At 54.1% G+C, this 16,200-nt stretch carries 14 protein-coding genes; 11 read left to right on the top strand and 3 right to left on the bottom strand.

Annotation, left to right across the window (positions count from 1 at the left end; translation table 11 throughout):
* Window positions 1–95: 95 nt before the first annotated feature.
* The 7 genes from kdpF to BM427_RS02600 are packed head-to-tail and all read left to right on the top strand — an operon-like array spanning window position 96 to window position 8,346.
* On the top strand, window positions 96–185 hold the full coding sequence (gene kdpF, locus BM427_RS02630; protein ID WP_090118949.1) for a K(+)-transporting ATPase subunit F: 90 nt from the start codon (window positions 96–98) through the stop codon (window positions 183–185).
* Window positions 185–1,861, top strand: a complete 1,677-nt coding sequence (gene kdpA / locus BM427_RS02625) for a potassium-transporting ATPase subunit KdpA (RefSeq protein ID WP_090118947.1) — start codon at window positions 185–187, stop codon at window positions 1,859–1,861. The genes kdpF and kdpA overlap by 1 nt, the downstream gene beginning before the upstream one ends.
* A gap of 20 nt (window positions 1,862–1,881) precedes the next feature.
* Window positions 1,882–3,930, top strand: coding sequence for a potassium-transporting ATPase subunit KdpB (gene kdpB / locus BM427_RS02620; protein WP_090118945.1), 2,049 nt, complete (start codon window positions 1,882–1,884; stop codon window positions 3,928–3,930).
* A gap of 13 nt (window positions 3,931–3,943) precedes the next feature.
* Window positions 3,944–4,519, top strand: a complete 576-nt coding sequence (kdpC, locus tag BM427_RS02615; RefSeq protein WP_090118943.1) for a potassium-transporting ATPase subunit KdpC — start codon at window positions 3,944–3,946, stop codon at window positions 4,517–4,519.
* Window positions 4,520–4,522: 3 nt separating this feature from the next.
* Window positions 4,523–7,210 (top strand): two-component system sensor histidine kinase KdpD, encoded by a 2,688-nt coding sequence (gene kdpD / locus BM427_RS02610; protein ID WP_090118942.1) that lies wholly within the window; start codon window positions 4,523–4,525, stop codon window positions 7,208–7,210.
* Window positions 7,207–7,884 carry a two-component system response regulator KdpE gene (kdpE, locus tag BM427_RS02605; RefSeq protein WP_090118940.1) on the top strand — a complete coding sequence of 226 codons (678 nt, stop codon included), beginning with the start codon at window positions 7,207–7,209 and terminating at the stop codon, window positions 7,882–7,884. Before kdpD ends, kdpE begins: the two co-directional genes overlap by 4 nt.
* A gap of 33 nt (window positions 7,885–7,917) precedes the next feature.
* Entirely contained in the window at window positions 7,918–8,346 is a 429-nt protein-coding gene (locus BM427_RS02600) for an EamA family transporter (RefSeq protein WP_090120655.1), read from the top strand.
* Between the two features lie 64 nt (window positions 8,347–8,410).
* Here BM427_RS02600 and pgm read toward each other — a convergent pair whose 3' ends face one another.
* Window positions 8,411–10,051, bottom strand: a complete 1,641-nt coding sequence (pgm, locus tag BM427_RS02595) for a phosphoglucomutase (alpha-D-glucose-1,6-bisphosphate-dependent) (protein ID WP_090118938.1) — start codon at window positions 10,049–10,051, stop codon at window positions 8,411–8,413.
* 24 nt (window positions 10,052–10,075) lie between these two features.
* Complete coding sequence (gene seqA / locus BM427_RS02590; protein ID WP_090118936.1) at window positions 10,076–10,630, bottom strand: replication initiation negative regulator SeqA; 555 nt, start codon at window positions 10,628–10,630, stop codon at window positions 10,076–10,078.
* Window positions 10,631–10,812: 182 nt separating this feature from the next.
* Here seqA and ybfF point away from each other — a divergent pair, with 182 nt between their 5' ends.
* The 4 genes from ybfF to fur all read left to right on the top strand — a co-directional run bounded on the left by ybfF (window position 10,813) and on the right by fur (window position 13,431).
* The gene (ybfF, locus tag BM427_RS02585) at window positions 10,813–11,586 is read left to right on the top strand and encodes an esterase (RefSeq protein WP_090118935.1); all 774 of its coding nucleotides are present in this window, start codon (window positions 10,813–10,815) and stop codon (window positions 11,584–11,586) included.
* A 130-nt stretch (window positions 11,587–11,716) separates the two neighbouring features.
* Window positions 11,717–12,001 (top strand): LexA regulated protein, encoded by a 285-nt coding sequence (gene ybfE / locus BM427_RS02580; RefSeq protein WP_007373883.1) that lies wholly within the window; start codon window positions 11,717–11,719, stop codon window positions 11,999–12,001.
* 163 nt (window positions 12,002–12,164) lie between these two features.
* On the top strand, window positions 12,165–12,695 hold the full coding sequence (gene fldA, locus BM427_RS02575; RefSeq protein WP_007373882.1) for a flavodoxin FldA: 531 nt from the start codon (window positions 12,165–12,167) through the stop codon (window positions 12,693–12,695).
* Window positions 12,696–12,984: 289 nt separating this feature from the next.
* On the top strand, window positions 12,985–13,431 hold the full coding sequence (gene fur, locus BM427_RS02570) for a ferric iron uptake transcriptional regulator (protein WP_090118933.1): 447 nt from the start codon (window positions 12,985–12,987) through the stop codon (window positions 13,429–13,431).
* 105 nt (window positions 13,432–13,536) lie between these two features.
* Here the strand turns inward: fur and BM427_RS02565 are convergent, their stop codons facing one another.
* The gene (locus BM427_RS02565) at window positions 13,537–16,188 is read right to left on the bottom strand and encodes a beta-N-acetylhexosaminidase (protein ID WP_090118931.1); all 2,652 of its coding nucleotides are present in this window, start codon (window positions 16,186–16,188) and stop codon (window positions 13,537–13,539) included.
* Window positions 16,189–16,200 lie beyond the last annotated feature (12 nt).

The raw sequence follows: 16,200 nt of genomic DNA, 5'->3' as shown, positions 1-16,200 counted from the left end.
ATTTTTTTTACACCTCGCCTGACGATTTTTGCGAAATCTTTGCGCCGAAAAAACTACTTTTACAACACATCCTTAAATCACCCCGGAGGTGAATTGTGAATGCAGGCGTAATAATCGGCATCGTGCTGGTTTTCCTGTTATTGGGCTACCTGGTTTATGCCCTGATTAACGCGGAGGATTTCTGATGGCCGCTCAGGCATTTCTTCTGGTCGCCAGCTTTTTGCTGGTGCTGTTTATTCTTGCGCGTCCTCTGGGATCGTTACTGGCAAAACTCATTGTCGGACAGGCGCTGCCCGGTACGGCGACAATCGAAAATATCCTCTGGCGTGGACTCGGTATTGATACCCGTGAAATGAACTGGCGGCACTATTTGTTCGCCATCCTGTGGCTGAACATACTCGGTATTGTGCTTTTATTTGCCCTGCTTATGTTGCAGGGCATTTTGCCAATGAACCCGCAAAACCTGCCCGGCCTCTCATGGCATCTGGCGCTGAATACGGCGGTCAGCTTTGTTACGAATACCAACTGGCAATCCTATTCAGGCGAAAGCACGCTGAGTTATTTCAGCCAGATGGTCGGGCTGACCGTGCAAAACTTCCTCTCCGCAGCGACGGGGATTGCCGTGATATTCGCGCTGATCCGCGCCTTCGCGCGCCGCAGCATGGATACGCTCGGTAACGCGTGGGTGGATCTCACCCGCATTATCCTGTGGGTGCTACTGCCGATTTCACTGATCCTTGCATTGTTCTTTATTCAGCAAGGCGTACTGCAGAACTTTTTGCCTTATCAGTCTTTCACCTCGCTGGAAGGTGTTAAGCACCTGATGCCGATGGGGCCAGTCGCGTCCCAGGAAGCGATCAAAATGCTCGGCACCAACGGTGGGGGATTCTTCAATGCTAACTCCGCTCATCCGTTTGAAAATCCGACCGCATTGACCAACATCGTTCAGATGCTGGTGATATTCCTTATCCCGGCTGCGCTTTGCTTTGCTTTCGGCGATGCAGTGGCGGACCGTCGCCAGGGACACATGCTGCTGTGGGCGATGTCGCTGATTTTCGTGGTGTGCGCTGGCGTGGTGATGTGGGCAGAGGTCCAGGGTAACCCGCACTTCCTGACGCTCGGTGGCGATAGCGCCATCAATATGGAAGGTAAAGAGAGTCGTTTTGGCATTCTGGCGAGCAGCCTGTATGCGGTGGTCACAACCGCCGCCTCATGCGGCGCGGTGAATGCTATGCATGACTCCTTTACCGCGCTGGGCGGCATGATCCCAATGTGGCTGATGCAGATTGGCGAAGTGGTGTTCGGCGGCGTGGGCTCGGGTCTCTACGGCATGTTGCTGTTCGTGCTGCTGGCGGTGTTTATTGCCGGGTTAATGATTGGCCGTACGCCGGAATTTATCGGCAAAAAAATCGATGTCCGCGAGATGAAAATGACCGCGCTGGCGATCCTCATCACCCCGGCGCTGGTGCTGATTGGCACCGCGCTGGCGATGATGACCGACGCCGGGCGTAGCGGCATGTCTAACCCCGGTATTCACGGCTTTAGTGAAGTGCTGTATGCCGTTTCGTCGGCGGCTAACAACAACGGCAGCGCCTTTGCCGGAGTAAGCACCAACACCCCGTTCTGGAACTGTCTGCTGGCGTTCTGCATGTTCTTCGGACGTTTCGGTGTGATTGTTCCGGTGATGGCGATTGCTGGTTCACTGGTCGGCAAGAAAATTCAGCCCGCCAGCACGGGTACACTGCCAACGCACGGCGCACTGTTTATCGGCCTGCTGATCGGCACGGTACTGCTGGTTGGCGCATTGACCTTTGTTCCTGCCCTGGCGCTTGGCCCGGTGGCGGAATACCTCTTATTTTGAGACTGGCGGAGACGCGTTTTATGAGTCGCAAACAACTGGCACTGTTCGAACCGAACCTTGTTCGTCAGGCGCTGATGGATTCGGTGACCAAGTTAAGCCCGCAGGTACAGTGGCGTAACCCGGTGATGTTTATTGTCTGGATCGGTAGCCTGTTGACCACTGTTCTGACCGTGGCAATGGCAACAGGCCACCTTGACGGCAGCGCGTGGTTCACTGGCACAGTCAGCCTGTGGTTGTGGATCACGGTATTGTTCGCCAACTTTGCAGAGGCGCTGGCTGAAGGTCGCAGTAAAGCACAGGCCAATAGCCTGAAAGGGGTGAAAAAAACCGCTTTCGCCCGCAAATTACGCGCCCCACAACATGATGCGCAAATCGACCATATTCCGGCAGAAGATCTGCGTAAAGGCGATGTGGTGCTGGTTGAGGCCGGTGACATTATTCCTTGTGATGGCGAAGTCATTGAAGGCGGCGCATCGGTGGATGAGAGCGCAATCACGGGTGAATCGGCACCGGTGATCCGTGAGTCAGGCGGCGATTTCGCATCGGTCACTGGCGGGACGCGTATTCTTTCTGACTGGCTGGTTATCCAGTGCAGTGTTAACCCTGGTGAAACGTTCCTCGACCGCATGATTGCGATGGTGGAAGGTGCGCAGCGGCGTAAAACACCGAATGAGATCGCCCTGACCATTCTGCTGGTTGCCCTGACCCTTGTCTTCCTGCTGGCAACCGCCACCCTGTGGCCATTCTCGGTATATGGCGGCCAGGCGGTCAGCGTTACTGTGCTGGTGGCCTTGCTGGTATGCCTGATCCCTACGACTATCGGCGGGCTGCTGTCTGCGATTGGCGTTGCCGGGATGAGCCGCATGCTGGGTGCGAATGTGATTGCCACCAGCGGTCGTGCAGTGGAAGCGGCTGGTGATATCGATGTACTGCTGCTGGATAAAACCGGCACCATCACCTTAGGTAACCGTCAGGCATCCGATTTCCTGCCCGCGCAGGGTGTGGATGAAAAAACGCTGGCCGATGCTGCGCAACTCTCCTCGCTGGCGGATGAAACGCCGGAAGGCCGCAGCATAGTGATACTGGCCAAACGCCGTTTTAATCTGCGCGAGCGCGATGTGCAGAGCTTGCAAGCCACCTTTGTGCCCTTCACTGCGCAAACCCGCATGAGCGGCATTAACGTGCAGGATCGGATGATCCGCAAAGGCTCGGTGGATGCTATCCGTCGTCATATTGCTGCCAATGGTGGTCAATTCCCTGCTGACGTGGAAACGCTGGTCGAACGCGTCGCCCGTCAGGGCGCCACGCCGCTGGTCGTTGCCGAAGGGGCGAAAGTGCTGGGCGTTATCGCGCTGAAAGATATCGTCAAAGGCGGAATTAAAGAGCGTTTTGCCCAGTTGCGTAAAATGGGCATTAAAACAGTAATGATCACCGGGGATAACCGTCTAACCGCTGCCGCGATTGCCGCTGAAGCCGGTGTCGATGACTTCCTTGCAGAAGCGACGCCGGAAGCGAAACTGGCGTTGATCCGCCAGTATCAGGCGGAAGGTCGTCTGGTGGCGATGACTGGCGATGGCACTAACGATGCGCCAGCGCTGGCACAGGCGGACGTTGCGGTAGCGATGAACTCCGGCACCCAGGCCGCCAAAGAAGCGGGCAATATGGTGGATCTCGACTCGAACCCCACCAAATTGATTGAAGTAGTGCATATCGGTAAACAGATGCTGATGACTCGTGGTTCACTGACCACCTTCAGTATCGCCAACGATGTGGCGAAATACTTCGCCATCATTCCGGCGGCATTTGCAGCAACCTATCCGCAACTGAATACGCTGAACGTGATGCATCTGCACTCCCCGGCGTCGGCAATTTTAAGCGCAGTAATCTTTAACGCGCTGGTGATTGTGTTTCTTATCCCGCTGGCGCTGAAAGGGGTAAGTTACAAACCGCTAACCGCTTCCGCCATGCTGCGACGCAACCTGTGGATCTACGGGCTGGGCGGGCTGGTGGTCCCGTTTATCGGTATCAAGGCGATCGACCTGATCTTGACCCTGTTTGGCCTGGTGTAAGAGGTATAAAAAAATGGCTTTATTACGTCCCGCATTTCTGCTTTTGATACTCTTCACCCTGATTACCGGTGGGATCTACCCGCTGGTAACCACTGCGCTCGGGCAGTGGTGGTTTAATACACAAGCGAACGGCTCGCTGATCCGTGAGGGCGATACCGTGCGCGGTTCACGCTTGCTGGGTCAGGATTTTACCGCGCCGATTTATTTTCACGGTCGCCCTTCCGCCACTGCCGATGCGCCTTATAATCCAATGGCGTCCGGCGGCAGCAATCTGGCAGGCAGCAACCCGGAGCTGGATAAAGAAGTCGCGGCGCGCGTGGCACAACTGCGCGCAGAGAACCCACAAGCTGATACGCATGTTCCTGTGGAGTTGATTACCACCTCGGCGAGCGGCCTTGATGGCCAACTCTCTCCGGCCGCTACTGACTGGCAGATCCCTCGCGTGGCGCAAGCGCGTCACTTACCTGTGACAGAAGTGGAAAAAATGGTGGCCGAACATACCACCACGCCGCTGGTCAACTTTATTGGCCAGCCGGTGGTCAATATTGTGGAACTCAATCTGGCGCTGGATGCGCTCAAGGATAAATAAAGCATGACTGACGAGCCTTTGCGCCCTAACCCTGACCGCTTGCTGGAGCACGCCGCAACGGCGCACCGGGGGAAGTTGAAAGTCTTTTTCGGCGCCTGCGCAGGTGTGGGCAAAACGTTCGCAATGTTGCAGGAAGCGCAGCGTCTGCGGGCGCAAGGGCTTGATATTCTCGTTGGCGTGGTGGAGACCCACGGGCGCAAAGAGACCGCCGCGCTGCTGGAAGGGTTGGCAACCCTGCCTCCGCACCGTATCGCCCATCGTGGGCGTCTTATTCAGGAGTTTTCGCTGGATGACGCCCTTGCGCGCCGTCCGGCGCTGATTTTAATGGACGAGCTGGCGCACAGTAACGCTCCTGGCTCTCGCCATCCCAAACGCTGGCAGGATGTAGAAGAACTGCTGGAAGCGGGCATCAATGTCTTTACAACCGTCAACGTGCAGCATCTGGAAAGCCTCAATGATGTGGTCAGCGGCGTGACCGGTATCCAGGTGCGTGAAACCGTGCCGGATCCTTTTTTCGACAACGCGGATGAGGTTGTACTGGTTGATTTGCCGCCGGACGATCTCCGCCAGCGCCTGCACGAAGGCAAAGTCTATATCGGCGGCCAGGCCGAGCGCGCTATCGAACACTTCTTCCGTAAAGGTAATCTTATTGCCCTGCGCGAACTGGCGCTACGCCGCACTGCCGACCGCGTGGACGATCAGATGCGCGCCTGGCGTGATCGCCAGGGCGAAGAGAAAGTCTGGCATACACGTGATGCTATTCTGCTCTGCGTCGGACATGGCGCAGGCAATGAGAAGCTGATCCGCACGGCGGCGCGACTGGCGGCCAAACTTGGCAGCGTCTGGCATGCGGTGTACGTCGAAACCCCATCGCTACATAAATTGCCGGAACCGCAACGGCGGGCGATTTTAAGCGCTCTGCATCTTGCGCAGGAACTGGGGGCCGAAACGGCAACACTTTCCGATCCGGCTGAAGAGAAGGCGATTCTGCGTTACGCTCGCGAGCATAACCTCGGTAAAATTATTATTGGCCGACGCAATAAGCACCGCTGGTGGCGTCCGGAAACATTTGCCGATAAGCTGGCGCGCCGTGCACCGGATCTCGACCTGCTTATCATCGCGCTGGACGACGCGCCGGCAGCATTGATCTCTCGCGCCGGAGATACACGCCCGTTTATTGAGCGCTGGCGGGTACAGCTGAAAGGTTGTGCCGTCGCCCTGGCCCTTTGCGCAGCAATCACGCTGATCGCCTCACTGTGGCTGAGCACTTTCGATGCTGCCAACCTGGTGATGATCTACCTGCTCGGCGTGGTGCTAATTGCGCTGTTTTATGGGCGTTGGCCATCTGCGTTCGCCACGGTGATTAACGTCATCAGTTTTGATCTCTTTTTTATTGCACCGCGCGGCACACTGGCCGTTTCCAATGTGCAATATCTGCTGACCTTTGGCGTGATGCTGACGGTCGGTTTGGTCATTGGCAATCTCACGGCCGGGGTGCGTTATCAGGCGCGCGTTGCGCGTTATCGCGAGCAGCGCACCCGCCATCTTTATGAGATGTCGAAAGCGCTGGCGGTCGGGCGCAATAACAAGGATATCGCCGTCACCAGTGAAACGTTTATCCAGTCTACTTTTGATGCCCGCAGCAAATTGTTGCTGCCGGACAGCCACAGCCAGCTGAAAGCGGTGACGCAAACCCACGGCATGACGCCCTGGGATGACGCGATTGCCCGCTGGAGCTTTGATAAAGGCCAGCCTGCCGGAGCGGGAACCGACACCCTGCCCGGTGTGCCGTACCAAATTTTGCCGCTAAAAAGCGATCATAAAACCCATGGGTTATTGATTGTGGAACCGGCCAATTTGCGCCAGTTGATGATCCCGGAGCAGCAACGCCTGCTGGAAACCTTCACACTGCTGGTTGCCAGTGCGCTTGAACGCCAGGCGTTAGCCACCAGCGAAGAACAGGCTCGCCTCGCCAGTGAGCGCGAGAGTATTCGTAACTCCTTGCTGGCTGCCCTCTCCCACGATCTACGCACGCCGCTGACTGTACTGTTTGGCCAGGCAGAGATCCTGACGCTCGATCTGGCAAGTGAAGGCTCCTCGCATGCGCCGCAGGCTAACGAAATCCGTCAGCATGTGCTGAATACCACGCGGTTGGTGAATAATCTACTGGATATGGCGCGTATTCAGTCCGGTGGTTTTAATCTTAAAAAAGAGTGGCTAACGCTGGAAGAGGTGGTCGGCAGCGCACTCAGAACGCTGGAACCCGGACTTGGCGGTCGACATATCAAACTTGCCCTGCCCGACCCGTTAATGCTGGTACATGTTGATGGCCCATTATTTGAACGGGTGCTGATCAATCTGCTGGAAAATGCGGTGAAATATGCAGGACCGCGGGCGGAAATCGGCATTACAGCCCATGACACACCGCAACAGTTGATGCTGGATGTGTGGGATAACGGGCCAGGTATCCCGGCAGGACAGGAGCAGGCCATTTTTGATAAGTTCGCGCGGGGAACGAAGGAGTCTGCGATTCCTGGCGTCGGTCTTGGGCTGGCAATTTGCGAGGCGATTGTTGAAGTTCATGGCGGCACCATTAGTGCCCGCAATCGCCCACAAGGGGGCGCGCTGTTTTGTGTTACACTTCCCCGCGAAACACCGCCGCAACTGGATGAATTATCTGAGGAACTGTGATCAACGTTCTGATTGTCGAAGATGAACAAGCTATTCGCCGATTTCTGCGTACCGCGCTGGAAGCTGAGGGATTGCGCGTCCATGAAGCGGAGACCTTACAGCGTGGCCTGATTGAAGCCGCTACCCGTAAACCCGATCTGGTGATCCTCGATTTGGGCTTGCCGGATGGCGACGGTCTGGACTTTATCCGCGATTTGCGCCAGTGGAGCCAGATGCCGGTGATTGTCCTTTCGGCACGTGCTGAAGAGAGCGACAAAATTGCGGCTCTTGATGCCGGTGCCGATGATTATCTCAGCAAACCTTTTGGCATTGGTGAGCTGCATGCCCGTCTGCGCGTTGCCCTGCGCCGTCATGCGTCCGCAACCCCCGGCGAACCGGTGGTGACCTTTGCCGATATTCGCGTCGATCTGGCTAACCGCCGCATCCAGCGCGGTGAGGAAGAGATCCATCTGACGCCAATTGAATTTCGCCTGCTGGCCGTGCTGCTGAATAATCACGGCAAAGTATTAACTCAGCGACAATTGCTAAGCCAGGTCTGGGGGCCGAATGCCATCGAGCACAGCCACTACCTGCGCATCTATATGGGCCATCTGCGCCAGAAACTCGAAATCGATCCTGCCCGCCCTCGCCATTTACTGACTGAAACAGGGATTGGCTACCGGTTTATGCTTTGAAGGCGTATCCTGCTGTTTTTTTGGGGGGTAATGATGAGCGCCTGGCTAATTTATGCATTGTTATCGGCGGTCACCGCTGCACTGGTAGCTATTTTCGGCAAGATCGGTTTGCAACATCTCGACGCCAATACCGCCACGGCGATCCGTGCGGTGGTAATGGCCGTATTTCTGGTCGGTGTGGTCGTGGTGCAGGGCAAATTGTCGCTGGTTTCCACCGTGCTTGCCGATAAAAAAGCGCTGCTGTTTGTGGTGCTGAGCGGCATCGCGGGCGCGCTGTCGTGGCTGTTCTATTTTATGGCGATCAAAAGCGGCAACGTGTCGCGGGTTGCTCCCATCGATAAGCTGAGCGTAGTGTTTGCTGTGATCCTGGCCGTGATCCTGTTTGGCGAGAAAGTCTCGCTGATTGCGGCAGTTGGCGTAGCGTTAATTACGGCTGGTGCACTGATGGTGGCGCTGGGGTAGGTTTGTAGCCGGTGCGGCAACACTCGATCCGCAAAAAATTAAGGCTCCCGAAGGAGCCTTTTCATTACGCGTTTTTCAGCACTTCGCTGACAATTTCCACCGCTTCTTTTTCAATCAGCTTCCGGTGTTCGTCACCGAGGAAACTTTCGCAGTAGATTTTGTAGGCGTCTTCAGTACCTGACGGACGCGCGGCGAACCAGCCGTTGTCGGTCATCACTTTCAGGCCGCCAATCGATGCGCCATTGCCCGGAGCTGCGGTCAAACGCGCCGTTATCGGGTCGCCTGCCAGCGTGCTGGCGCTCACCATTTCCGGAGAGAGTTTGGACAGCGCGGCTTTCTGCGCAGAGGAGGCAGAAGCTTGTAAACGGTTGTAGCTCGGTGCGCCGAAGCGTGCCGCCAGCTCATCGTAATGCTGCTGTGGGTTTTTCCCGGTCACGGCGGTGATCTCAGCCGCCAGCAAGCACATGATTATGCCATCTTTATCCGTTGACCACGGCGTACCATCGAAACGCAGGAAGGACGCGCCTGCACTCTCTTCACCACCAAAGCCAAAGCTGCCGTCATGCAGACCATCAACAAACCATTTGAACCCCACCGGCACTTCCACCAGCTTACGGCCAAGGTCATTAACCACGCGGTCTATCATCGCAGAAGAGACCAACGTTTTGCCGACTGCAACATCTTTGCCCCACTGCGGACGGTGCTGGAACAGGTAGTTGATAGCAACCGCCAGGTAATGGTTCGGGTTCATCAGCCCTGCCGGGGTAACGATACCGTGACGGTCATAGTCTGGATCGTTAGCAAACGCCAGATCGAACTTGTCGCGTAGCGCCAACAGACCCGCCATCGCACATTCGGAGGAGCAATCCATACGGATCGCGCCATCTTTATCCAGATGCATAAAGCGGAAGGTCTGATCGACATGATCGTTAACGATGCTCAGATCCAGCTTGTAGTACTCCGCGATGCGCTTCCAGTATTCAATACCGGAACCACCCAGCGGATCGACGCCCAGTTTCAGGCCCGCTTTCTGGATTGCCGCCATATCGACGATATCCGCCAGCCCTTCAATAAAAGGCTGCACCAGATCTTTTTCTGTCACATGGCCTGAGGCCAGTGCTGCATCCATCGTAAGGCGTTTTACGCCTTTCAGGCCATCCGCCAACAGCGCATTAGCGCGGTCTTCCACCACTTTGGTAACGTTGGTATCCGCCGGCCCACCGTTAGGCGGGTTGTACTTGATACCACCATCTTCCGGCGGGTTATGCGACGGGGTGATAACGATACCATCCGCCTGCGCGCCACCGTTTTTGTTGTGTACCAGAATGGCATTTGAGATAGCAGGCGTCGGTGTGAAGCCATTATTTTCCTGCACGATCACATCCACACCGTTTGCTGTCAGCACTTCCAGCACAGAGATAAACGCTGGCTCAGACAGCGCGTGAGTATCTTTACCCACATAGCACGGCCCGGTAATCCCGTTTTTTGCACGCTCTTCAGCAATCGCCTGAGCGATAGCCAGAATATGTGGCTCGTTGAAACTGTGACGATGGGCACTGCCGCGGTGGCCAGAAGTGCCAAATTTCACAGCATGTTCTGAATTACCGACTTCAGGTTTCAACACATAGTACTGCGCAGTAAGCTGGGCGACGTTAATCAAATCGCTCTGTTGTGCAGGTTGACCCGCACGCGGGTGGTTAGCCATTGCCTGGTCCTTTCAATGCAAGGATTAAATTGTGCCGCAAACTTTTTCAATCAATTCCGCCGGGAACTGCATTGACTGCATGATGTGCTCAATCATGCTGCATTTACGGCCCGTATTGGTGTTGGTGATGACCCAGTAAGGGGTGTTTGGCACCTGCTTCGGCTTGGTCTGGTTGCCGTTCTGCAGCAGGGTTTGCTCATTGACAGCAAAGTATACTCGTGTACGCCCGTGCAGAGATTCAGTGGATTCCGTAAAGCCTTTGTCGTCGAGTGAATAGAGGGTAGAGAGCACCATCAGGAAACGATTGACGGCCTTTTTCTGCTCGGCATATTCATCAGAGAGGAGCAGTTCACGCACGGCGCGGACTTTATCTTTTGCGGTATTAGCCGGTTTGATGCTTTCGACAGTGACGACGGCTCGCGGCTCTTTTACCGGAGCAAGAGAAGCAGCTGGCTGTGCCGGTGATACGGCGGAAAATTTCAACATGCGCCGTAAAATGTCGGATGCGCTCTCGCCGATATGTTTAGTGTGGCTGGCAATATAACTGTAGAGCTCATCATCAACTTCAATCGTTTTCATCTTAATCCAGTGCTATATCTAATCTGAATACAAGTGTTGGGATTATAAAGTGAAATCTCAACATCGGATAGCGTCAAACCAGGATGGCGGCAAAAGTAAGAGTAATTCTTAACCTTGCGGCCGGGCGGCAGAATGTTCACCATAATAACCTAACCCGCCAGAGTGAAAAAAAGAACTTTCCTATGAAATTGAATACGCGAGCGCAATCTGCACAACATCCGCACAATAATTCTCCAGTCGTCCTTGTTCACGGACTGTTTGGTAGCCTCGATAACCTCGGCGTACTGGCCCGCGAACTGGTGCCGGAGTACGACGTGGTGCAGGTAGATATGCGCAACCACGGTCTTTCCCCCCGTTCCGACGAGATGAACTATCCGGCAATGGCGCAGGATCTGCTGGACACGCTCGATGCCCACCAGATCGACAAAGCGACCTTTATCGGTCACTCAATGGGCGGTAAAGCCGTGATGGCCCTGTCTGCACTGGCGCCGGAGCGCGTGGAAAAGCTGGTGGCCATTGATATTGCACCGGTCGATTATCACGTTCGCCGCCATGACGAGATATTTGCCGCAATCAATGCAGTCACTGACGCGCAGGTCACTACGCGCCAGCAAGCGGCTTCGCTAATGCACCAGTATGTAAAAGAAGAAGGCGTGATCCAGTTTCTGCTGAAATCGTTTGTTGCGGGTGCGTGGCGTTTCAATGTGCCGGTGTTATGGGAGCAATATCCGCATATTGTCGGCTGGGAAACCATCCCCGCGTGGCCTCATCCGGCACTGTTTGTCTGCGGCGGCAACTCCCCTTACGTTACAGAGCAGTACCGGAGCGCTTTGCTTGAGCAGTTCCCGCAGGCACGCGCGCATGTGATTGCTGGTGCCGGCCACTGGGTGCATGCGGAAAAACCTGAAGCAGTAATGCGGGCAATTAACCGTTATCTCGCTGAAAAGTCAAACTGATTAAAAAGACGGCGACCGGTTGCCAGAACGCGTCCGCCCGTTGGCGCGCCCGTTATGCTGATGTATGATGGCGCGCTATTCAGCCCGGGCGGCAGCCCGATTGCTTGTCTTTCCCGTAGTATGCTTAAACATGGCTAAAGAACAAACGGACCGTACAACCCTGGATCTGTTCGCGAATGAGCGTCGCCCGGGACGGCCGAAGACGAATCCGCTCTCGCGTGATGAACAGTTACGCATCAACAAACGCAATCAGCTAAAACGCGATAAAGTTCGTGGGCTTAAACGCGTCGAGCTAAAACTGAACGTTGAAGCCGTCGATGCGTTAAACGAACTTGCCGATGCGCGCGACATGAGCCGCAGCGAACTTATCGAAGAGATGCTGCTGGCACAGCTGAGCGCGCTGCGCGGAAAGTAATTACGCCGAATCACCTCTCTTATTTTTACGTTTTCATGTGTCATACAGTGCACTCTGCGGCGATAGCTGTTTTCGCGCGCTTCTCTGTTCTGCTATGATTGCCCTTATCTGTGGGCGTAGCGCCACCATCATATTCATTATGTTTCAAGAGGTTATTTTACTCATGGCAATTACAGGTATTTTCTTCGGCAGCGATACCGGCAACACCGAAAATATTGCGAAAATGATTCAGAGTCAGCTTGGTAAAGACGTTGCCGACGTGCATGACATTGCCAAGAGCAGCAAAGAAGATATCGAAGGATATGATATTCTGTTGCTCGGCATTCCAACCTGGTATTATGGCGAAGCGCAGTGCGATTGGGATGATTTTTTCCCGACGCTGGAAGACATTGATTTTAATGGTAAGTTAGTGGCTCTGTTTGGCTGCGGCGATCAGGAAGACTATGCAGAATATTTCTGTGATGCGCTGGGTACGATCCGCGATATTATTGAGCCACGCGGCGCAACCATTGTGGGCCACTGGCCGACAGCGGGCTATCATTTTGAAGCCTCTAAAGGCCTGGTTGATGATGACCATTTTGTTGGTCTGGCAATTGACGAAGATCGCCAGCCAGAGCTGACCGCAGAACGTGTACAAAAATGGGTTAAGCAAGTGCGCGAAGAGCTGCACCTTGATGACATTATCAACGCCTGATTTTGCCGCATAATCTGTGGGTTACGTGGTATTAATAGGTAAAAGCAATGGAAATAATTGCTACAAATTTTTAACTTTTTTCTCCATCGCTGTACAATAAGCCCTGCTAAAGTGGTGTCTGGAAGCACAGGAGTTGCTGGTGACACCACGTTTTAAAAGCTTACTTTACTTGAGGACTTGCAGTTTTCATTTAGCCATGGCAGTTCTATAATGAGACGCATTATCCCAGGTGCATTCCTTCTAACTTCCATTGAGGAAGTGAATCGTATAGCAACAGGACAGATTCCGCATGACTGACAACAATATCGCATTAAAGAAGGCTGGCCTGAAAGTCACGCTTCCTCGGTTAAAAATACTGGAAGTGCTTCAGGAACCGGACAACCATCATGTCAGTGCGGAAGATTTATACAAACGGCTGATCGACATGGGTGAAGAGATCGGGCTGGCGACAGTATACCGTGTATTGAACCAGTTTGATGACGCCGGCATCGTGACCCGTCACAATTTCGAAGGCGGGAAATCCGTTTTTGAACTGACTCAACAGCACCACCATGATCATCTGATTTGCCTCGACTGCGGCAAAGTGATCGAATTCAGTGATGACTCCATCGAAGCGCGCCAGCGTGAAATCGCCGCCAAACATGGCATTCGCCTGACGAACCACAGCCTTTACCTGTACGGCCACTGCGCCGAGGGTGACTGCCGCGAAGATGAACACGCACACGACGCGAAATAATCCTTTTTCATACTCAAACCAGCCTTAGGGTTGGTTTTTTTGTACCCTACAGAAACAAAAATGCCCGGCAGGTTTGCGCCGCCGGGCTGGTTACCTCAGCAATAATTACGCTTTCACGCTATCAACACGGCTGAAGCGCTTGCCATCCGGGCTGGCGGTTCGGACTTGCACTTCCCCGCTCACCTGAGGACGAGCTTTATCATCGTAATGCTGCCAGTTTTTACCACCATCCGTAGAATATTCAACGACCATTCCAGGGAAGCTGGTATTGGTTTCCAGCTTGCCGCCGACCACGCGTGCACCCGGTACAGGCAGGCGGTAGCTGATGCCTGCTTTGTCCAGTTTTGCCAGTTCACGATGACCTAACAGATTTGCAAAGCGGGTCCAGTCTTTATCCAGCGCTTTTACATCGACCTGATGGGTTTCACCACCTTTGTACTCGCGGCCAGCTTGATAATCCTGTTCCCAACCGGCGCGGTGCCAGGCCCGCTCTGCGACCGCAATCATACGTGGATAAATCATATACTCCATCTGGTTGTCGGTACGTACCACTTCACTCCACAACTGAGCAGAAAGGCCATAGGCTCCCGGCCACGGTTTATCCGATTTCGCGTTGAATGGATTTCCGTCACGATCCAGTGAGGTTTCAGCATTTTGTGGCATGTTGTCCGGCGCAAAGCTGAAGATCTTCCGCTCATCGCTAAAGCGCGTACCCCAGTAGTAGCCACTTTCCGCCGGATTGACTTCGTACGGGAAGTCGAGGTAAACATAGTCCGGGTTCGAGGCAATGACGCGGAACCCTTTGTTTGCCCAGTCATTTATCGAATCGAATCCTCCCCAGTAGAGCGTATCCCAGAAGTTGACATTGACGTGATCGGTGGCAAACTCGGCGGCATTTTTGGCATCTTTCAATCCATCCTGCCACGCCTGCATGGTGCCGATACCGTGCGCTTTCACCAACTTGCTGACCTCAATACCAAAGAAGCTGGAAAGATGCTCGACATCGGCAACCTTACCCTCCTTGATCATGTTCTGGCAGACCTGAGATTTCGCCCACGGTTTGTCCTGCTTGCTCTGATCGATGATGCCTTTGCCAGCTTCCGGTTTTTCCTGGTCGGTATAACCCGCTCCCAGATAGATGTTTTTCGCTTCGTCACCGCCAAAATGCCATGTGTTCAGCGGTACGCCAGCTTCTTTGTGCATTTGCTGGATTTCGCCAATCACCTTATCGACGAAATTGCGCGATGAATCAAGGCACGGGTTCAGATAGCCAGTGCGGTTATAGAACTGTACCCCGGTGGTATTGGAGGTATCTGTTGGATCCAGCAAACGGTACTGATTCGCCTCTTGGTTTTTCCCCTCTTTGTTCAGTCGCTCATAGCGCGCTTCCATTGAGATCACCGCAGCACGGGCGTGTGCCGGCATATCAATTTCCGGGATCACTTCAATCTGTCGCGCTTTCGCGTACTTCAGTATGTCGATGTAATCAGTACGACTAAAATGGCCGCTACCATTGTTGTTGCTGTCAGGACCGGAACCCAGTTGCGGCAGCAAGCACGTTTTCTCGCTCAGATCGTGGCAACGTTTACTGCCGATGTCGGTCAACTCAGGAAGACCTGGGATCTCAATACGCCAACCTTCGTCATCGGTAAGGTGAAAGTGGAATTTGTTCAACTTATAAGCTGACATCTGATCCAGCAGGCGCAGTACGGCATCTTTGCTGTGGAAGTTACGTCCTACATCAAGCTGAATAGCGCGATAATCAAAACGCGGCGCGTCTTTCGCTTCAAGCTGTGCGATTTTCTGTTGGCCACTGGAAGGGATCAACGACAGTAAAGATTGCAGGCCATAGAACACACCAGCCTGATCAAAACCCGTTATCACCGCTTCATTTGCCTCAATGCGCAACTGGTAGGCACCAGATATGGCTTCATTACCCACAAAGTCCTTCACGGCGATCTCGGTACGAATGGGATAGCGGCCCTCTTTGACGCCCAGTAGCGCGAAGCGTGACTTCACCGCTTCCTGCGCATCCGCGCCTAGCGCAGAGAGATCGAGCTTCACGCCTTTGCTTAGATCCACATCCTGACCGGAGATTTTTACCTTCTGCGGCGTGGGGATAATCTGGCCGCGCAACGTGGCGAGGTTCAGCGCGTTGACGTCGCTATTTTTCTCAAAGCGCGCTTCCGCAGTCATCAGAATGTTTTTATCATCCGGCGTACGTTTCCACTGGCCGTCGAGTGGCGTAACAAACTGGAGCAAATCTTCGGTATCGGTATTGGCGATCACTTTTGCCGTCGCACCTTCAGACGTCACATACCATCGAGGTAGCACATCGGTGACAAACAACTGCCAGTATTCATTAACAACCGGAATTTCCACCACCTGCTTTGCCGGGAAGCCGGTAAATTTTTCCGTCGGCTCCAGCTTATGCAGATCGCCCATAATATGGGTGACTTTGAACTGGTCATTTGCCACCTCCAGTACCGGACGGATGCTATGGAAGTAAATTGCCCAATCCTTGTCAGTTACAGCTTCACCATTATTGGTCAGGGTGATCACCGCTTTATTGCAGGAAGCCCAGTCGGCACCAAGCTTCGCACAATCAGTGCCATTCCGTGCGGCAAAGTTATCTTTCACCGCGTAGTTAAGATGAAACTGGCTGATGGCGTCGACGGTACTCTGGTTTGCCAGCGCGGGGCTGCTTAATACCCCGAAAATTGTGCTGGCTAAGATGCTTAAACGTACTGTTTTCATTACATATTCCTT

Source organism: Kosakonia arachidis, from assembly GCF_900116535.1.
GTDB lineage: Bacteria > Pseudomonadota > Gammaproteobacteria > Enterobacterales > Enterobacteriaceae > Kosakonia > Kosakonia arachidis.
This window is presented reverse-complemented; position numbering and strand designations above follow the sequence as displayed.